At 73.3% G+C, this 18,529-nt stretch carries 18 protein-coding genes; 9 read left to right on the top strand and 9 right to left on the bottom strand.

From position 1 onward, the window contains the following. Positions 1 to 486: 486 nt before the first annotated feature. A complete protein-coding gene (locus AB0J33_RS30500) occupies positions 487 to 810 on the bottom strand; it encodes a MazG-like family protein (RefSeq protein WP_363618493.1) in 324 nt (107 codons plus the stop codon). Between the two features lie 224 nt (positions 811 to 1,034). Between AB0J33_RS30500 and AB0J33_RS30495 the strand changes: the two genes are divergently transcribed. After that, on the top strand, positions 1,035 to 2,402 hold the full coding sequence (locus AB0J33_RS30495) for a hypothetical protein (RefSeq protein ID WP_363618491.1): 1,368 nt from the start codon (positions 1,035 to 1,037) through the stop codon (positions 2,400 to 2,402). A gap of 66 nt (positions 2,403 to 2,468) precedes the next feature. On the opposite strand, the gene AB0J33_RS30490 is transcribed toward AB0J33_RS30495, so the two are convergent. Both AB0J33_RS30490 and AB0J33_RS30485 read right to left on the bottom strand, forming a co-directional pair. Further along, positions 2,469 to 3,182 (bottom strand): hypothetical protein, encoded by a 714-nt coding sequence (locus AB0J33_RS30490; protein WP_363618489.1) that lies wholly within the window; start codon positions 3,180 to 3,182, stop codon positions 2,469 to 2,471. Between the two features lie 278 nt (positions 3,183 to 3,460). Beyond that, positions 3,461 to 3,874 carry a VOC family protein gene (locus tag AB0J33_RS30485; protein ID WP_363618487.1) on the bottom strand — a complete coding sequence of 138 codons (414 nt, stop codon included), beginning with the start codon at positions 3,872 to 3,874 and terminating at the stop codon, positions 3,461 to 3,463. 58 nt (positions 3,875 to 3,932) lie between these two features. Here AB0J33_RS30485 and tsaA point away from each other — a divergent pair, with 58 nt between their 5' ends. Next, positions 3,933 to 4,361: a tRNA (N6-threonylcarbamoyladenosine(37)-N6)-methyltransferase TrmO gene (gene tsaA, locus AB0J33_RS30480; protein ID WP_363618485.1), complete on the top strand. Its 429-nt coding sequence runs from the start codon at positions 3,933 to 3,935 to the stop codon at positions 4,359 to 4,361. Positions 4,362 to 4,382: 21 nt separating this feature from the next. Here tsaA and AB0J33_RS30475 read toward each other — a convergent pair whose 3' ends face one another. Beyond that, a complete protein-coding gene (locus tag AB0J33_RS30475) occupies positions 4,383 to 5,012 on the bottom strand; it encodes an MBL fold metallo-hydrolase (RefSeq protein ID WP_363618483.1) in 630 nt (209 codons plus the stop codon). Further along, positions 5,009 to 6,097, bottom strand: coding sequence for an S-(hydroxymethyl)mycothiol dehydrogenase (locus AB0J33_RS30470; protein ID WP_363618481.1), 1,089 nt, complete (start codon positions 6,095 to 6,097; stop codon positions 5,009 to 5,011). Before AB0J33_RS30470 ends, AB0J33_RS30475 begins: the two co-directional genes overlap by 4 nt. A 184-nt stretch (positions 6,098 to 6,281) precedes the next feature. On the opposite strand from AB0J33_RS30470, the gene AB0J33_RS30465 reads away from it, so the two are divergent. After that, positions 6,282 to 6,701 (top strand): hypothetical protein, encoded by a 420-nt coding sequence (locus AB0J33_RS30465; protein WP_363618479.1) that lies wholly within the window; start codon positions 6,282 to 6,284, stop codon positions 6,699 to 6,701. 19 nt (positions 6,702 to 6,720) lie between these two features. After that, positions 6,721 to 7,902, top strand: coding sequence for a low temperature requirement protein A (locus AB0J33_RS30460; RefSeq protein ID WP_363618477.1), 1,182 nt, complete (start codon positions 6,721 to 6,723; stop codon positions 7,900 to 7,902). A gap of 6 nt (positions 7,903 to 7,908) precedes the next feature. On the opposite strand, the gene AB0J33_RS30455 is transcribed toward AB0J33_RS30460, so the two are convergent. The 4 genes from AB0J33_RS30455 to AB0J33_RS30440 form a co-directional block, all read right to left on the bottom strand. Then, entirely contained in the window at positions 7,909 to 8,820 is a 912-nt protein-coding gene (locus AB0J33_RS30455; protein ID WP_363618475.1) for an SDR family NAD(P)-dependent oxidoreductase, read from the bottom strand. A 22-nt stretch (positions 8,821 to 8,842) separates the two neighbouring features. Next, complete coding sequence (locus AB0J33_RS30450; protein ID WP_363618473.1) at positions 8,843 to 10,351, bottom strand: NAD(P)/FAD-dependent oxidoreductase; 1,509 nt, start codon at positions 10,349 to 10,351, stop codon at positions 8,843 to 8,845. 71 nt (positions 10,352 to 10,422) lie between these two features. Next, the gene (locus AB0J33_RS30445) at positions 10,423 to 10,881 is read right to left on the bottom strand and encodes a hypothetical protein (RefSeq protein WP_363618471.1); all 459 of its coding nucleotides are present in this window, start codon (positions 10,879 to 10,881) and stop codon (positions 10,423 to 10,425) included. After that, positions 10,881 to 11,360 carry a hypothetical protein gene (locus AB0J33_RS30440; protein WP_363618469.1) on the bottom strand — a complete coding sequence of 160 codons (480 nt, stop codon included), beginning with the start codon at positions 11,358 to 11,360 and terminating at the stop codon, positions 10,881 to 10,883. Before AB0J33_RS30440 ends, AB0J33_RS30445 begins: the two co-directional genes overlap by 1 nt. Before the next feature lie 44 nt (positions 11,361 to 11,404). Here AB0J33_RS30440 and AB0J33_RS30435 point away from each other — a divergent pair, with 44 nt between their 5' ends. The 5 genes from AB0J33_RS30435 (at position 11,405) to AB0J33_RS30415 (ending at position 18,524) form a co-directional block, all read left to right on the top strand. Beyond that, positions 11,405 to 12,382: a YafY family protein gene (locus AB0J33_RS30435; RefSeq protein ID WP_363618467.1), complete on the top strand. Its 978-nt coding sequence runs from the start codon at positions 11,405 to 11,407 to the stop codon at positions 12,380 to 12,382. A gap of 91 nt (positions 12,383 to 12,473) precedes the next feature. Then, the gene (locus AB0J33_RS30430; RefSeq protein WP_363618465.1) at positions 12,474 to 13,106 is read left to right on the top strand and encodes an ATP-binding cassette domain-containing protein; all 633 of its coding nucleotides are present in this window, start codon (positions 12,474 to 12,476) and stop codon (positions 13,104 to 13,106) included. Beyond that, the gene (locus AB0J33_RS30425; protein WP_363618463.1) at positions 13,103 to 14,380 is read left to right on the top strand and encodes a hypothetical protein; all 1,278 of its coding nucleotides are present in this window, start codon (positions 13,103 to 13,105) and stop codon (positions 14,378 to 14,380) included. The genes AB0J33_RS30430 and AB0J33_RS30425 overlap by 4 nt, the downstream gene beginning before the upstream one ends. Then, the gene (locus AB0J33_RS30420; RefSeq protein WP_363618461.1) at positions 14,377 to 16,143 is read left to right on the top strand and encodes a hypothetical protein; all 1,767 of its coding nucleotides are present in this window, start codon (positions 14,377 to 14,379) and stop codon (positions 16,141 to 16,143) included. The genes AB0J33_RS30425 and AB0J33_RS30420 overlap by 4 nt, the downstream gene beginning before the upstream one ends. After that, on the top strand, positions 16,140 to 18,524 hold the full coding sequence (locus tag AB0J33_RS30415; RefSeq protein ID WP_363618458.1) for a tetratricopeptide repeat protein: 2,385 nt from the start codon (positions 16,140 to 16,142) through the stop codon (positions 18,522 to 18,524). Before AB0J33_RS30420 ends, AB0J33_RS30415 begins: the two co-directional genes overlap by 4 nt. Positions 18,525 to 18,529: the final 5 nt, after the last annotated feature.

Here is an 18,529-nt window from a genome sequence, read left to right as displayed (position 1 = left end):
GCCGCCAAACAGGGGGATGGCGGTCAGGGTGTGAGCACCTCGTCCGGCGCTGCACAAACAAGGGGAAAGTCTGGGGGGTGACGCCTACGGTTACTCGGCGTCGGGGTCGGCGGCCTGACGAGCGGGGGCTCGTGGCGCCGGGACCGTGTGTAACGACCCGGGGGCCGGGGTCATTCCCGGGGCGGCCCATCCAGCGGCACCCTCATCGCGGCGGTGCCTGGTTGGTCGTGGGGACTGCAACGACCGGGCCTGGGCTGGCATTCCAACTCGCGTGACCCGCACCCCGCGAGGCGGGAGCGAGCCGGTGGTGCTGCGATCGTCAGGGTGTGTAACGACCCCGGCCCGGCCACGATTCCGGCCCACGGGTGCGACCCGCCACATCCCAAATAACCACAGACAGGACAAAGCGCCTGCCTGGTCACGCGCTCAACGCACCCACACCTCACGGCGGGTGCGAACCACTCGGCGGGTGGTCGTGACGTGACGCTAGGGGCGGCTTCGGTCCGCCAGCCTGGAGCGCACCTTTGCGGCGCAGGCGTCCAGGGTCGTTTGCGCGTCCAGCCCGAGGCTCTCGATGGCCACCAACGCCGTGAAGGCGACGTCGGCCAACTCAGCGGCGACGTCCTCGTGGGTGTGGGTGACACCCTTGCGCGGATTCTGCCCGAGTAGACCGATCCACGCGGCCGACGCCTCCCCCGCCTCCTCGGTGAGCTTGAGGATGCGGCAGGTCAATTCGGTCTGCCCGGTGCCGTTCGCGGTGTCCAACCACCTGCGCGACGCGCGGGCCGCCTCCCAGATCGACTCGTTCACGGCCACCAGTCAACCTGATCGGCTCACCGGCCCACCCGAGCGGGTACGGCGCGGAACGGCACACCGCTCGCCGCTGATCGGTCGGACAGTCACGCTTGACCGGCCAATCAGCGCAGCCATTGACACTGGTCGACGGCGGTCCTAGGTTCAGGGCGCTACCGGCCGGTAGGCAACCGTCCCGCCTGGTCGCCCCCGGGGCGACATCGGTCCGATGGGGAGCACCGATGCTGTCCACACCCGTTCGTACCCTCCGCCGACTGTTCGCCACCACCGTGACGCTGACCCTCGCGGTCGGGCTGGCCGGTGCCGCGCCGGCCAGCGCCACCGGTCACGACGCGGGGGGCGGGCAGCCGCTGCCCGGCTACACCATCGAGAATCCGCCGCTGGCACCGCTGGTGGTGGGCGGCAAGCAGACGACGGTACGTCAGGGCGTGCACCGTCACGCCGGGTACATCATCGAGGTCCCCGCCCGCTGGAACGGCGACCTGGTGATGTGGGCGCACGGCTACCGCGGGCAGGGCACGGTGCTCTCGCCGGAGGCGCCCGGCTTCGGGCTGCGCCAGCGTCTCCTGGAGCAGGGGTACGCCTGGGCGTCGTCGTCGTACGACCGGAACGGCTTCGACATCCGCTCCGGGGTGCTGGGCACGAAGGATCTCGCCGACCACTTCGGGCGGACGGTCCGCCGGCCGCAGCACACCTACGTGGCCGGGGTGTCGATGGGCGGCTACGTGATCGGTCGCTCGTTGGAGCAGTACCCCGGCTACTACGACGGTGCGCTGCCGATGTGCGGGGTGCTCGGTGACCAGACGCTGCTCGACTTCTACCTGGACTACAACCTGGTCGCGCAGGCGCTCGCCGAGGTGCCGGCCTATCCCACGCCGGCCGACTACCTGACCAACGCGGTGCCCCGCATCCAGGTGGCACTCGGTCTGGCCGGGCTGACCCCCACCGGCCCGGACACCACCACCGAGCGGGGCAAGCAACTGCGGGCGATCACGGTGAACCGTTCGGGTGGGCCACGTCCGGGGGCGGACGCGGCGTTCGCGCTCTGGAAGGACTTCCTCTTCTCGATCACCGTGACCAGTGGTGGGGACTCCCCCGCGCAGCGACCCGGTCAGCTCTCCACCAACCTGCTCACCCGCTACACCCCGAACAGCCCGGTCGACGTCAACGCGACCGTGCGGCGGGTCGCTCCGGAGAACGTCGTGCAGCGGCTCCTGCCGACGCTGACCGAGGTGCCGCGGATCGCCGGCCGTCCGACCGCGCCGGTACTCAGCCTGCACGGTCTCGGTGACCTGTTCGTCCCGTTCGGCATGGAACAGGCGTACGCCACCGACGTGGCGCGGCACGGTCGCGGCAAGCTGGTGGTTCAGCGGGCGATCCGGTCCACGCAGCACTGCGAGTTCACCCCGGTCGAGGCCGGCGCCGCCTGGGACGACCTGGTGTCCTGGGTACGCACCGGCAAGCGCCCGGCCGGTGACACGGTGACCGATCCGGCGGTGGTGGCCCGGCCCGACTACGGCTGCCGGTTCAGCGACCGGGACGCGTACGCGGCCGGGGTCGGCACCCGGCGCCTCTACCCGGCCTGCTGAGGTACGCGCACACGACGAACCGGCCGGCTCCCGTCGAAGGGAGCCGGCCGGTCGCGTGTGCGGGTGTCACCAGAGCTGCTGGACGATGTCCGCCGCCTGCTCCTCCCACTGCGCGTACGCGTACGGGAAGGCGGAGACCTGCACGGTCTGCGCGGCGGTGGTCAGCGGCAGGTCCTGCCAGCCGCCGACGTTCTTGAGGGCGGTGAAGAACGCCGTGGCGGCGTACTCCGGGTCAGTGACCTGGTCGGGCGTTCCCCAACCGGACGACGGACGCTGCTGGAACAGGCCCTGCGAGTCGTGGTCGTTGTACGCGCCGAGGTGGCCGAGGTTGTAGAGCTTCGACTCCTGCAACGAGGTGGCGACGCCGATCACCGCGCCCCGGTCACCGACGCCGGTCTTCTTGGCGGCGTCGACGATCGCGCGGGCGTTGGCCAGCTGCGCGTCGTCGAGGGGCACCCGCGACTGCGCGCCCTCGATGCCGTGCGGGATCAGCTGGTCGCGGCTCGGCTTGCCCTCCGGCGGCTTGCCGGTGGCGGAGCCGGTGGTCAGACCCGACTCGACGGGCTGTTCGTCCTGGTGTGCGGAGGCGGCGGCCTTGCCGGTGGCGCGGTCGATGGCGGCGACGGCCCCCTGGTGCGGCCCGGAGGTGACCGGGGCGGCGGCTGCGGTCGGCGCGAGCGCCAGGCCACCGAGAGCGGCCACACCCGCCACGCTCAGCGCGGTCTTACGGTACGAGTCCTTGGCGATGGCGGGGAGCCATCGAGTGAAGTCGACCTTCACGATGGTTGCCCTTTCGATCGTGCGAAGCGCTCCGGGGTGAACACTCCTCGGGAGATGACCGCGGAAAGGGGTTTGGGCTCCGGCGGTACGGGGGACACAACCAGGTTCACGTGTCGGGCATTCCGGAAATGCCGGAGCCCTGGCTGGCTGCGGTCCCGGTCACGTCCGGGAATCGGGCATGCCGCCACGATCGACGCGACAGCGCCGGACCGACCCGGGATCACCGATGTCGGGTTGTCACCTCAACGGGGGACACTCGGTGCCCGCCCCCGAGTTGCTCAGGTCAGCTCCTGGAAGATGGTGATCTGGAGGTCGGCGGGAGCGTCGAGGCGGGAGTTGAGCGACTGCCACGGCGTACGCGTCGGCGGCGCGATCTCGCTCGCCCCGGCGGCCACCAGACGAGCGGTCGTGGCCTCGGTGTCGTCCACCTCGAAGGCCACCCGGATGCGCGGCGCGACCTGCCGACCCACCTCGACCTCGTCGATCATGCGTTTCTGGGCGGGGTTGGCGATCTCCAGGGTGGCGCGGCCGGCGTCCAGGATCACCACCCGGGCATCCCCCTCGCCGCTGAACGCCGCCTCTTCGGGCAGGCCCAGCGCGTCGCGGAAGAATGCGACGGCGGCCTCGTGGTCGGCGGCCTCCACCACGAGGCGCAGTTGACGGACGACGGGTGCGGGCGAGTCGGCGGCCATGCGCGGGATCATAGGGCGTGCGGCGGGCTAGGTTGGGACCGTCCTGAAGGGAGCGAGGATGGTCGAGACCGTGAACGACGACGCGTACCTGCTGCACCCGGTCGGCCGGGTCGCCTCGTCACTGACCGACGCGGCGAGCGCGCCACGGCAGGGCGACGAGGGCGCGCCCACGGCGTGGCTGGTCTTCGACCCGCAGGTCGAGCGGGCCATGCGCGACCTGCGGGTCGGCGCGGAGGTGCTGGTGTTGACCTGGCTGGACCGCGCCCGACGGGACGTGCTCGCGGTGCGCCCGCGCGGCGACGACAGTCGACCGGAGACCGGGGTGTTCAGCACCCGGTCCCCGCACCGGCCCAACCCGATCGGGCTGCACCGGGTGCGGGTCCGGGCGGTGGACGGGTTGCGCGTCGAGGTGGCCGACCTGGAGGCCCTCGACGGCACCCCGATCCTGGACGTCAAGCCGGTTCTCGGCGCGGCCGACGAACGCTGAACGCGCCAGCACACGTCTGGTTCAGTGGCCCCTCGCCAGCCACTCCGGCAGGTGCGGGGCCTCCGCGCCGATGGTCGTGTCGTCGCCGTGCCCGGTGTGCACGACTGTCTCCGGCGGCAGGGTCAACAGGCGGGTGCGGATCGACCGGACGATGGTGTCGAAGTCGCTGTACGAGCGGCCCGTCGCACCGGGGCCACCGGCGAAGAGCGTGTCGCCGGTGAACACCGCGCCCAACTCCGGCACGTGGAAGCTGCACGCGCCGGGGCTGTGCCCGGGGGTGTGCAGCACCCGCAGCGTGGTGCCGGCCACCTCGACGTTCTGCCCGTCGTGCAACTCGCCGTTGGGCGGCAGGTGCGGGTGGACCATGTCCCAGAGGACCCGGTCGGCGGCGTGCAGCAGCACCGGCGCGCCGGTGGCCTCGGCCAACTCGGGTGCCACCCGGACGTGGTCGTCGTGCGCGTGGGTGGCCAGGATCGCCCGGACCTGCCGGTCGCCCACCAGTGCGAGGATCGCGGCCACGTCGTGCGGCGCGTCCAGGATGACGCACTCGCGGTCGTCACCGATCACCCAGACGTTGTTGTCCACGTCGAACGTCTGCCCGTCGAGGGAGAAGGTGCCCGAGGTGACCGCGCGGTCGACGCGGGCGGTCACGGGAACACCACCACCGAGCGGAGCACGTCGCCGTGGTGCATCCGCTCGAACGCGGTCTCGACCTGGTCGAGCGCGATCTCCTCGGTGACGAACGCGTCGAGGTCGAGCCGGCCCTGCAGGTACAGCTCGGTGAGCATCGGGAAGTCCCGGCTGGGCAGGCAGTCGCCGTACCAACTGGACTTGAGGGCGCCGCCGCGCCCGAAGACGTCCAGCAGTGGCAGCTCGATCTGCATCTGCGGGGTCGGTACGCCGACCAGTACCACCGTGCCGGCGAGGTCCCGGGCGTAGAACGCCTGCTTCCACGTCTCCGGTCGGCCCACCGCGTCGATCACGACGTCGGCGCCGAAGCCGCCGGTGGCGGCCCGGATCGCCTCGACCGGGTCGGTCTCGGAGGCGTTCACGGTGTGCGTGGCGCCGAACTTGCGCGCCCAGTCCAGTTTGCGGCCGTCGGTGTCCACCGCGACGATCGTGGTGGCGCCGGCGAGGGCCGCACCGGCGACCGCCGCGTCCCCGACACCGCCACAGCCGATCACCGCGACCGAGTCGCCCCGGGTGACGTTTCCGGTGTTCATCGCCGCGCCCAGCCCGGCCATCACGCCGCAGCCGAGCAGGCCCACGGCGGCGGGACGGGCCGCCGGGTCCACCTTGGTGCACTGCCCGGCGTGCACCAGGGTCTTTTCCGCGAACGCGCCGATGCCCAGCGCCGGGGCGAGCGCGGTGCCGTCGGTGAGGGTCATCCGCTGGGCGGCGTTGTGGGTGTTGAAGCAGTACCAGGGGCGACCCCGGCGGCAGGCGCGGCAGACTCCGCAGACCGCCCGCCAGTTGAGGACCACGAAATCACCCGGGGCCACGTCGGTGACGCCCTCGCCGACCTGCTCGACGATGCCCGCCGCCTCGTGACCGAGCAGGAAGGGGTAGTCGTCGTTGATGCCACCCTCGCGGTAGTGCAGGTCGGTGTGGCAGACACCGCAGGACCGGATCCGGACGATCGCCTCACCCGGGCCGGGATCGGGCAGGACGATCGTGGTCACCTCGACCGGCGCGCCCTTGCTGCGGGAGATGACTCCCCGGACTTCCTGGCTCACTTCGCCTCCTGCTGGTGGTCTGCGGCAGGGCCGGGTGCCGGGTGGGCGGGTGTGCCACGGGCTCGGCGGCGGGCCCCCGGCGAACCTACCGCGACCACCACGGCCAGCCCAGCCGCCCCGGCGGGTTATCGCGGGCGGTCCGGGGTACGCGGGCCGCATTCGACCACGGCCAACGGGAGTGACCATGAAACTCGCGCACCTGCCGCTACAGGTCAGCATCGGCGCGTACTTCCTCAACTCGGGTCTGGGCAAACGCAACCTGGAGGGCGCCGCCGCGGAGGGCATGCACGGAATGGCGGTCGCCGCCATGCCCCAGCTCGGTCAGCTGGAGCCGGCACGCTTCGCCAAACTGCTGTCGTACTCGGAGATCGCCCTGGGGGCCGCGCTGATCGCGCCGTTCGTCCCGGCGCCCCTGGTCGGGCTCGGTCTGACCGCGTTCGGCGCGGGCCTGGTGCAGCTGTACCTGAAGACGCCGGGGATGCGCGAGCCCGGCAGCATCCGGCCGACCCAGCAGGGCGCGGGTCTCGCCAAGGACGTCTGGCTGGTCGGCGCGGGGCTGACCCTGATGCTGGAGGGGCTGACCCACGGGCGTCGGCACGGTTGAGGCGACCTGAGGAAGTGCGTTGACTCAACCTCGGTCGGTGCGGCCGTTCTACCGGCCGATGCGGCCACGTCGTCGCGACGAGCCGCACCGCGCGGCCACCCCGCTGGAGCTGTTCTTCGATCTCTGCTTCGTGGTGGCCGTGGCGCAGGCCGCCACCAGCCTGCACCACTTCCTGGCCGAGGGTCACCTCGCCCACGCGGTCAGCGGCTACGTCATGGTGTTCTTCGCGATCTGGTGGTCGTGGATGAACTTCACCTGGTTCGCCTCGGCCTACGACACCGACGACGACGTCTACCGGATCACCACACTGGTGCAGATCCTCGGGGCGTTGATCCTGGCGGCCGGGGTGCCGCGCGCCTTCGCCGACAGCGACTTCACCGTCATCACCTACGGATACGTGGTGATGCGGCTGGCCGCCGTCGTGCACTGGAGCCGGGCGGCGGTTGGCGACCCCGCGCACCGTGCGGCGGCGCGCCGCTACGTGATCGGCGTGACGGTGGTGCAGCTCGGGTGGCTGCTGCGCCTGTTGCTGCCCGCCGAGTGGGGGCTCGCGTCGTTCGTGCTGCTGGGACTTGCCGACCTGCTGGTGCCGGCGGTGGCCGAACGTCCCGGCATGACCCCCTGGCATCCGGCGCACATCACCGAGCGGTACGGGCTGTTCACCCTCATCGTGCTCGGTGAGGCGGTGGGGGCCGTCTCGTTGGCGATCCAGGACGGGCTCGACGCCGGGGAGCACGACCTGTGGCTGCTCGCGGCGGCCGGCGCGGTCATCGTGTTCGCGCTCTGGTGGCTCTACTTCGATCGGCGCAACGAGGCGCCCGACCGGCTGCCGTACTCCCTGATCTGGGGTTACGGCCACTACCTGGTCTTCGCGGCGATCGCCGGGGTCGGCGCGGGCCTGGGCGTGGCGGTGGACCGCGAGCGGCACCTCGCGAACCTCTCCGAGCGGACCGTCGGGTACGCGGTGGCCGTCCCGATCGCCGTCTACCTGCTCACCGTCTGGGTGCTGCACGTTCGCCAGCAGCAGCACGGCGCGGTCGTCGTCGCCTTCCCGGTCGTCGCGCTGCTGGCACTGGTCGCGCCGTTCGGTCCGGTGCCGGTGTACGTGCTCGCGGCGTTGCTGGTCGCTCTGGTGGCGTTGACCGTGCTGATGCGACGCCGCGACGTCGGCCCGAGCGCGACGGTGAGTGACTCGACGTGACTCCGGTCAGGCCACCTCACGGGCCGGGTCGGCGAGGGGGTCGGCGGAACGTTGCGCGGGAACGCCCGGGGTGGGCGGCGCCGGGCGGGCCACGCCCCGATTCAGGCCGGTGACCAGAAGCCGGTTGTACGAGGCGGGCAGGACCCGGGCCAGCAGGTCGGGCACCTTCGCCGACCAGCCGATCAGCACCCGGCCGCGCCGCCGCTCGACGCCGCGCAGGATCACCTCGGCGGCCCGTTCCGGCGCGATGGTCAGCAGCTTCTCGAACTGCGCCCGGCCGACCGCGTACTCGTCCGGCGAGACCCCACTGCCGATCCGGGCGTTCGCGGTGATCCGGGTGCGGATCCCGCCCGGGTGCACCGAGGTCACCCCGATGCCGTCGTCGATCAGCTCGTGGCGCAGCGCCTCGGTGAAGCCGCGTACAGCGAACTTGCTCGCCGCGTACGCGGTCTGCCCGGCCGGCGCGATCAGCCCGAACAGGCTGGAGACGTTGACCAGGTGCGCGCCCGGCTCCGCCCGCAGGGTGGGCAGCAGCGCGTGGGTCAGCTGCACCACGGCCCGGAAGTTCACGTCGATGACCCAGCTGAACTCGTCGTAGGTCACCTGGTCGAACCGGCCGCCGAGGCCGACACCCGCGTTGTTGACCAGCAGGCGTACGCGCGGGTGCCGCTGACCGATCTCCGCGGCCACCTGGGCGGTGGCGCTCTGGTCGGCGAGGTCCACGAGGTACGCGTGCAGCTGCCGGTCCGGGTGCTCGGCGCGGATCGCGGCGGTCACCGCGTCCAGCCGCTCGGCGTCGCGGTCCAGCAGGACCAGGTCGCTGCCCCGGCGGACCAGCGCGTGCGCCAACGCCGCGCCGATGCCACTGGCCGCCCCGGTGACCACGGCCGTCGCACCGGCGAAGTCGAACCTCTGCACGATTCTGCTCCTCTCCTGGCGGCTACCGACGCTCGGACGCGACGGGACGCTGGGCGCGGTCGGGCGCGCTCACCTCGCCGGCGCGGGAGAATCGGACGCCGGCGTCGGTGAGCCGGCCGTGCCGCATCAGCAACACGTCGCGGGCGTAGTTCTGGTGCAGCCGCCACGGCGCGGTCGTACCCTGCTTGGGCAGCGTGTCCACCGCGCGCAGCACGTAGCCGGAGCGCAGGTCGATCAGCGGCACCCGTTCCGCGTCGGGCGGTGGGAGCGGGGTGACGACCTGCTGGCCGGTGCGGTCCAGGTGCCGCAGCAGTCGGCAGACGTAGCCGGCGACCAGGTCGGCCTTGAGCGTCCACGACGCGTTGGTGTAGCCGATGGTCAGGGCGAAGTTCGGCACGCCGGAGAGCATCATGCCCTTGTAGGCGACGGTGCCGGCGAGGTCGACGTCGACGCCGTCCACGCGCAGCGTCAGGCCGCCGAGGGCGAGCAGGTTGAGCCCGGTCGCGGTGACCACGACGTCGGCGGGCAACTGCGCGCCCGAGGCCAGCCGCACACCGTTCGTGGTGAACGTGTCGATGGTGTCGGTGACCACCGACGCGCTGCCGTCGCGTACGGCCGTGAACAGGTCACCGTCGGGTGCCACGCAGATCCGCTGGTCCCACGGGTCGTAGCGGGGCGAGAAGTGCGTGTCGACGTCGTACCCCACCGGGAGCCGGCCCCGCGCGGCCCGGCGCAGCACCCGCCTCACCAGGCCGGGCGCACGCCGGCTGAGCTGGAAGTTGAGGGTGGACAGCAGGACGTTCTTCCCGCGCACCACCGGGTACGCGGCCTTCGCCGGCAGCCAGCGCCGCACGGCGTCGGCCAGCCGGTCGCGGGCGGGCAGCGCCAGGATGTACGTCGGTGAACGCTGGAGCATGGTCACGTGGGCGGCCCGCCGCGCCAGCGCCGGCACCAGGGTGACCGCGGTGGCGCCGCTACCGATCACCACCACCCGCTTGCCGGTGTGGTCGAGGTCGTCGGGCCAGTGCTGCGGGTGCACCACCTGCCCGGCGTACGCGTCGACACCGGGCAGGGGTGGGGTGTAACCCTCGTCGTAGCGGTAGTAGCCGGCGCAGACGAAGAGGAACGAGCAGGTCAGCACGACGGTTTCGGCGGTGTCGGTGCGCTGGGCGTGCACCGTCCAGCGGGCGCTGCCGCTGTCCCACTCGGCGCGCAGCACCCGGTGGTGGAAGCGGATGTGCCGTGGCACGTCGTACTCCCGGGCGGTCTCCCGCACATACTCCCGGATGGTCGTGCCGTCGGCGATGGCCTTCGGGGCGGTCCACGGTTTGAACGAGTAGCCGAGGGTGAACATGTCCGAGTCGGAGCGGATGCCCGGGTAGCGGAACAGGTCCCAGGTGCCGCCGATGGCGTCGCGCGCCTCCAGCACCGCGTACGTCTTGTCGGGGCAGTCCCGGCGCAGGTGGCAGGCGGCGCCGATGCCGGACAGGCCGGCGCCGACGATCAGCACGTCGACGTGGTCGGAGGCCATCGCTTCCTCCATCCGGGGCGGTGGTCGGACACTAACACCGCACCCGGATGGCCGGAAGTCGACACCGTCGCCTAGTCGGACGCCTTGCTGAACGTCATGATCCAGTTGGTCTCCCAGGTCTGCTCGCCGTCGACGGAGAACGCCTGCTCCCAGCGCGCGGTGGTGGCGCTGATGTCCGACCAGATGAACCGGCACCGCACCGGGCGCCCCTCGTGCTGGTCGTCGGCGTAGAAGTGGCCGACCCCGTCGACGAAGCGACCCACCATCGGTGGCAGCCCGAGCACTCCGGTGTCGCTGCTCATCCAGTAGATCGACCACTCCTGCCGGGCCGGGTCGAAGACGCGGACCGTGGCGCCGGCGGAACCCTTGGTCGGGAAGATGATCTCGTCGAAGTGGCCGCCGCCGGCGAAGAAGCCGTGCGCCACCGACACGCCGGGGAACTCCTCCCACTCGTCGGAGCCGACCAGCCGCTTGCGCAGTCGTCGGTTCACCACGTTCCAGGTGCCCACAAAGAAGTCGAAGTCGCCCATCAGCGGCCCACCGGCCCTTCCGCTCGCGTGTCGTGCAGATATCCAGCCAGGTCGGGGGTCTCCGGGGCAAGCATGTGCCGCACCCAGGACGCCCGCTCGTGCTCCAGCACCGCCAACTCCCAGACGCAGCCGACGGCGGGGCGACGTACCTCGACGAAGTGGGTCGGATCGTCGTCCGGGCAGTCCAGCGCCGGCTGCCCGGCCGCGGCGACCCGGACCTCCACCGCGTTGTCCCACACCCAGCTGTACGCCAGCAGGTAGGCGCCGGTGTCCGCGCCCCGGTGCAGCACCACCCACCCGGCGGGCGGGGTGCCGTCGTCGACGATGTCGACCAGCAGCAGCGGCACCTGCTCGTACGCGGCCTTCTCCACCTCCGGTTCGAGCGGCCGGTCCGCCTGGTCGATGTGGTAGCGCTTGAGCTGTCGACCGTCCACCGTTATCGGTTCCGGGGTTCTCAGATCCTTGTCGCGAAATGCCATGCCGGGACGGTACGAGCGGTCCCCTGACAGCTAGTGTCAGTGAAGTGCGGGCCAGTCGACTTCTCTCCGTCCTGATGCTGCTCCAGTCGCACGGGCGGTTGACCGCCGCGCAACTCGCCGAGCGGTTGGCCGTCTCCCCCCGCACCATCTACCGGGACGTCGAGTCGCTGTACGCCGCCGGCATCCCGCTCTACGGCGAGGCCGGGCACGCCGGCGGCTACCAGCTGGTCGACGGCTGGCGGACCCGCCTCACCGGGCTGACCGCCGATGAGGCGGACCGGTTGTTCCTGGCCGGGTTGCCCGGCCCCGCCGACGAGTTGGGCTACGGCGACGTGGTGGCCGCGCTGCAACTCAAGCTGCACGCCGCGCTCCCCGAGCCGCTGCGTGACCGGGCGACCCGACTCCAGCAACGCTTCCACCTGGACACCCCCGGCTGGTACGCGGACGGCGACGCCTCCCCCGAGTTGACCCGTACGGCCGAGGCCGTCTGGCGGCAGCACCGCATCGAGGTGCGCTACCGCGGCTGGAACGGCGAGGTGACCCGGGTCCTGGAGCCGTACGGCCTGGTGCTCAAGGGCGGCCGCTGGTATGTGGTGGCCGACCAGCCCGGCCGGGGCTCACCGGCGACGTACCGGGTCAACCAGATCCTCACGCTCACGCCGCTGGCCCAGGAGTTCGACCGACCCGCCGACTTCGACCTGCCGGCCTGGTGGCGGGCACACGTGGTGCAGTTCCGGGCCCGGCTGCACCGCGACGACGCCACCGTCCGGCTCTCCCCCGCCGGGCGGGCGCGGCTGCGTGAGATCGGCAGCGATCCGGTGGTGAGCGCGGTGGACGCCAGCGCCGGGCCACCGGACGCGCGGGGCTGGGTGACCGCGGTGCTGCCGATCGAGTCGCTCACCCACGCCCACGGTGACCTGCTGCGCCTCGGCGCCGACGTCGAGGTGCTGGCCCCGGTGGCGCTGCGCGAACGGTTGGCCGCCACGGCGGCCGGGCTCGCCGCGCTCTACTCCCCCGCCTGAGCAGCGTCGACTTCTCCACAGTGGAAAGGTCGGGGACATCGATTGTCGGCACGGTGTGCCACCCTGGGACGGTCGTCAACGGTCACCGGAGGTGAGGGTCACGCTACGGCTACGCGCACTGGTCGCCGTCCCCGGCACCGGGCCGGTGACCCTCGACGTTCCCGCCGGCACGCTCGCCGCCCTGGTGGCGCCGCCCCGGTTCGGCACCGCGGTGGCCCGGGTGCTGGCCGGGCTCGCCCCGCCGGTGACCGGTCGCATCCTGGTCGGTGACCGGGACGTCACCGCCCTGCCGCCGCCACGTCGGCAGATCGGCTACGTGCCCGCCGGTGGCGCACTGCTGCCGCAACTCACCGTGCGGCGCAACATCGAGTACGGCCAACGCAAACGCGAACGGGTGCACGAGGTGGCCAACGACTGGACGGCCACCGTGGTCGACCGGCTCGAGTTGGCGCTGTCGCTGGCCCTGCTTCCGCACCAGATCTCGGCGGCCCAGCGGTTCCGGGTGGCGCTCGCCCGAGCGGCGGCCTGCCTGCCCGAGGTGCTCGTGGTCGACCTGCCGGCCGGCTCGGCGGGCGACAGCCGCCTCGGTGACCTGATGCCCCGGCTGTCCCCACCGGACGCCCCCGGGGTGGCGGTGCTGGTCTGCACCGCCGACCCGGCCACCCTGGCCGAGATCCCGGTGCGGCACGAGCTGGTCACCGAGCCGAGCGAGGCGACCCGATGAGGCCGACCGTCCGAGCCAGCCGTCGTACGCTGCTGCGCGCCGCCGCCGCGGGAGCCACCGCCCTGGCCACCGGCTGCTCCGGCGGGGCCCGGTCGGTGCAGGTCGTGGTGGTGTGGAGCACCAGCGAGCTGGACCGGTTCCGCGACGTGCTCGCCGGCTACCCCGCCCCGGTGCAGGTGGTCAGCGCCGGCAACGACATCGACGCGTTCCTGCGCGCCCGGCACCTGGCCGGCACCAGCCCGGACGTGGCGATCCTGCCGCGCCCCGGCCTGGTCACCGAGTATGCCCAGCGCGGCTGGCTGAGCCCGGTGCGCCCGTCCGGCGAGTACGCCGTACCCGCCGGGCTGGGCGAGTTGCTGACGGCCGAGGAGCAGCGCTACGGCGTCTGGGTGAAGGCGGCGCACAAGTCGCTGGTCTGGCACCTGCCCTCGATGCTGCCCGAACGGCCGGCCAACTGGGACGCGCTGGTCCAGCGGACCAGGGAGCTCGGGGCGCGTGCCCGACGCGACGGCGGCCCGGCACCGCTGGCCATCGGCGCCGCGGACGGCTGGGTGCTCACCGACTGGTTCGAGAACGTCCTGGCCGACGTGGCGCCCGGCGGCTACGACACCCTCGCCCGACCGGACGCCGACTGGCAGGGCAAGCCGGTGCAGGAGGCCCTGGACCGGCTGGCCGGGCTCTGGAGCATCGACGGCGCGTTCGTCGGCGGGGGCCGTCGTGCCCTGCTCACCCAGTACGAGGAGGCGGTGATCCAGGTCGTGCACACCCGACGGGCGGTGATGCTGCTCGGGGCCGACTTCACCGCCGACGTCGTCGGCCCGTTCCGACGTGGGCCGGAGGCGCCGGTCACGTTCCGGTTCCCGGGCACCCGGGCGGGTGGCGGCCCGCTGATCGTCGGCGGCGACGCGGCCGTGGCGTTCGCCGGCGCCCGGGGCGGGGTCGAGTTGGTCGAGTGGCTCACCAGGGCCGACTCGTTCCAGCCGTGGCTGCGCGAGGGCGGTTACCTCTCCCCCAACACGAACGTTCCGATCACCAGCTACACCGACGGCGTCGGCCAGGGGCTCGCCCTGGAGATGCGGGCCCCCGGCACCCTCCGTTTCGACCTGTCCGACCAGTTGCCCGGCGCGTTCACCGGCTCGGACGGGGTCGGCATCTGGCGGATCATGCAGGGCTTCTTCGCCGACGTCACCGACGGCGTGCGCGCCAGCGAGGCGATCCGCCGGGCCACCGGCCTGCTCGCCGCGGCGGCCGCCAGCGCGGGAGGCGGCCGATGAGCCAGGTACGGGTCCTCGGCGAGCTGGCGGTCCTCGACGACGTGGGGCCGGCCCGACGGGGCCGGGCGTATCCGGCGGCGGGGGCGACCTCGGCACTGCTGCTGCCGGCCGCGGTGCTGCTCGGCGGGCTGGTGCTCTGGCCGGTGCTGCGGACCGTGCACGCCAGCGTCACCACCGGCGGCCACTGGGTCGGCGCGGCGCACTTCCGCAACGCGCTCGCCGCTCCGGGCACCGGCGCGGTGGTCGGCCGGACGCTCCTCTGGGCGCTGGTGGTGCCGGCGGTGGTGACGGCCCTGGGCTATCTGCTCGCCGCCGCGTCCCGCCGCTCCCAGGAGGGCGGCCTGGTCCGGTTGATCCTCCTGGTGCCGGTGGCGTTGCCGCTGGTCGTCACCGGGGTCACCTTTCGGCTGATGTACGACCCGGACCCGAGCCGGGGGCTGGCCACCCTGGTCGCCACCCGCCTGACCGGCCGATCGGTCGACGACGCGCCGCAGTTGCTGGGTCCGGGGATGGTCACCGTCGCGCTGATGTCGGCGTTCGTGTGGGCCTGGGTCGGGTTGGCGGTGCTGGTGTTCCGGTCCGCGCTGGACGCGGTGCCGCCGAGTCTCGCCGACGCGGTCCGCGCCTACGGCGGCGGGCGTCGCCACGTGCTGTGGGACGCGCAGTGGCGGCCGCTGCTGCTGCGCACGACCGCGGTGGTCTTCGCGTTGGTGGCGGTCGGCACCAGCCGCACCTTCGACCTCATCCTGGTGATGACCCCCGGTTCGGTCCGCGACGAGGCGTCCGTGCTCGCGCTGCGGATCTGGCAGACGTCCGGCGGCACCACCACCGGCGACGGCGCGGCGCTCGGCGTGGTGTGGCTGGTGGCGGTCGTCGGCGGGATCATGGTGGCCGCGCTCTTCGTCCGCCAGGCGTGGCCGCCGCCGCGCGTCGAGGCGACACCGGAGCCCGGCCCGGTCACTCCGCCCCGGCGGGTGTTCCGACTGCTCGCGGCGGGTGCCGCGATCGCCTGGCTGGTGCCGCTGGCGGTGCTGGTCGCCACGTCGGCGCACGGCAGGGTGGACGCCGCCGCGCGCGGCTGGTGGTCGGCGCCCCCGAACGCCGCGTCCTACCGCGACCTGGTCACCGGCAGCGAGTTGTGGCGCACGCTGGCCTTCACGCTGGTGTTGGCCACCGCGGTGACCGCCACGGTGCTGGTGGTCGCGCTGCTGGCCGCGTACCCGCTGGCCTGGTTGACCGGCCCGGCGGCGCAGGCCACCGGGCTGCTGCTGCTGGCGGCCAGCGTCGTGCCGATCCAGGTCATCGCCGGGCCGGTCAACGAGGTGCTGGGCCTGGTGCTCTCCTCCGGCACGCCCCGGGGCCTGGCCCTGGTGCACGTCGCGTTGGGCGTGCCGTTCGCGGTGCTGGTGCTGCGCAACGCGTTCGCCGACCTGCCCGTCGAGCAGGTACGCGACGCCCGGTTGGGCGGGCGTCGGTGGTGGCACACGCTGCGCCGGTTGGCCCGGCACAACCGTTCGGCGGTGGTGGCGGTCGGCGTGCTGGAGTTCGTCCAGGTCTGGAACGACCTGGTGGTGGGTCGGCTGTTCGGCGGGCCGGGGGCGTCGCCGCTCGGGCCGTTCCTGGCCGAGCAGACCCGCAGCTTCGTCAGCAACAGTGGCGCGCTGGCCGCCAGCTCGGTGCTCGCCTCGGTGCTGCCGGTGGTGCTCGTGGTGCTCTCCCGGCGGCACCTGGTCGCCGGGCTCGTCTCCGGAGGGGTCCGGTGACCGGGCCGGGCGGCGCTCGGGGCGGCTCACGCTGGCCGGCGCTGATCGCCATCGGCGGGGTGGTCGGCAGCGTCCTGGCCAACGTGGGCAGCAACCTGGTCGGCAATCTGCTCTCCGAGCTGGCGGCGAACGTTCTCGGGCCGGCGACCATCATCCTGGCCGTCGGCGGCGTCGCCGGCTACGTGACGTACGAGGTGCGCCGTCGCCGCATCGGCCCGGAGGTCGACCCCGAACCGACCGATGTGCTCACCGCACCGGCCACCGGGGCGCCGACCCTGCCCTACACCGCCGAGTTCACCGGTCGCGGCAAGCACGTCGATGCCGTCGTCGGGTTGCTCGCCCGGGAGCACGCGGTGGCGGTCCTGGGCCGACGCGCGGTGGGCACCTCGGCGTGCGCGGTGGAGGCCGCCAACCAATGCCGGGCGGACTTCCCGGACGGGCAGTACTACCTGGACCTGCGACGGCGCGGCCGACCCCGCTCGGCCCGGCAGGTGCTCACCGCGCTGGCCCGGATCCTGGGCACCGTCCCGCCGACCTCCGGCCGGCGGGACGCGCTCGCCGTCGCCGCGGACGCGCTGCGCGGCCAGCTCGACGGCCGCAAGATCCTGCTGGTGCTGGACAACGTCGACCGTCCCGACCAGGTCCGTCCCCTGTTGCCGCCCACCGCGCGCACCTGCCGGCTGCTGCTCGCCGGCGGTCCGGCGCTTGTCGGTCTGGAGGGTGTGGTCGCGCACTGGATCGCCGAACCGGGCACGTCCGAGGCGGTGGAGCTGTTCGCGACCGCGGGTGGGGCCGCGCCGGCCGCCCGGGTCCGGCGCGCCGACCCCCGCACCGATCCGGCGGTACGCGACATCGTCGATCTGTGCGGCCGGCAACCGCGCACCGTCCGCGCGCTCGGCTACCGCACCGCCCAGCACGGCTGGCGGCACTCCGACGTGCTGGACGCGCTGCGTCGGGCGGTGCGGACGCCGCCGCACCAGCGGCTCGCCGTCTCGCCGGCGGCCCGCCTGGTCACCGAACGGGACGTCGCGTACCGGGCGTTGCCCCGCGAGGCCCGACGGTTGTACCGGCTGATGTCGCTGGTCCCCGCACCGGTGGACCGGCCGACCATCGCCGCGCTGGCCGGGCGGCACCCGGAGCTGGTGACCGCGCTGCTCGACCGGTTGGCCGCCGCGGCGTTCGTGGTCGGCGCGCCCGGCGACCGGTACGAGATCCGTCCGCTGCTGGCCGGCAGCGCCCGACTGCACCTGCGGGACGCGGATCCGGCTCGGGCCCGGGTCGCCGCGCAGGCCCGGTTGACCCGGCACCTGGCCCGCCGGGCCGAACGGCACGCGGCCAACCTGGCGGTGCTCGGCTCCCCGGCGGACCGGGAGTGGTCCCTGCCGCTGGACGACGACCCGTACGGCTGGTTCGACCTGCACCAGGAGCTGCTGCTGGCGGTGGTGCGGGTGCCCGCCGGCGCGAAGGAGACCCTGCCCCGGCGGGTCCGCCGGTGGTGGTTCCGGCTGGCCGTGGCGCTGTGCGGGTGGCTGGCGTACGCCGAACGGCTCGACGAGTGGGAGCAGGTCTGCCGTACCGTGCTGGCCACCCCGACCGCCGACGACCGCCCGGAGATCGCCGGGTGGGCGCACAACGAGCTGGGCGTGCTGCGTCGGCGTCGGCACGACCCCCAGGGGGCGGCGGCGGCGCTCACCCTCGCGGTCAACGAACGTGGACGGCGGGGCAACGCCCAGGCGCGGATGAACCTCGGTCTGGCCCTGCTCGACCTGGGGCAGCTCGACGACGCGGTGGAGCACCTGGAGATGTCCCGCCGGCACCGCTCCGGCGCCGACCGCCCCGGACACGCCCTCACCGACCTGGGCCTGGGCGCGGCACAGCTGGCCCGGGGCGAACCGGACACCGCGCACCACCACCTGGTGCGGGCGGCGAACACGTTCCGGTCGGTGGGTGACGCACGCGGGTACGCGGCGGCGCTGACCAACCTGGTGCTGGTGCACGCGGCGCTCGGCGAGCACCTGGACGCCGCCCAGGCGTGGCGGGCCGCCCTGCGTGAGTACGAGTCGGTGAACGACCCGACCAGCCGGGCCACGGCACTGCTCAACGCCGGGGCGACACTGCTGAGCAGCACCCCGGGGCAGGCGCGGGCGGCGTACGAGCTGCTGGCCGAGAGCCGCCGGCTGCGCGAGGAGACGCGGCCGACGGCCGGGCTGGCACGCACCCTGCTCTACCTGGGTGACGCCTGCGCGGCGCTGGGCGACCAGGCCGACGCGCGGCGGCACTGGGCGGACGCGGCGGCGGTGGCCGAGGAGGTCGCCGACGAGCAGGGGTTGGCCGCCGCCGACGCCCGACTCGACGACGACGCCGACCGCAGCGTGACGTAGGTCGC

The sequence above is a fragment of the Micromonospora sp. NPDC049645 genome, from assembly GCF_040675155.1.
In the GTDB taxonomy this organism is placed as follows: domain Bacteria; phylum Actinomycetota; class Actinomycetes; order Mycobacteriales; family Micromonosporaceae; genus Micromonospora.
Note: the sequence above shows the minus strand (reverse complement) of the source record. Positions and strands in the feature narration are given on the sequence as shown.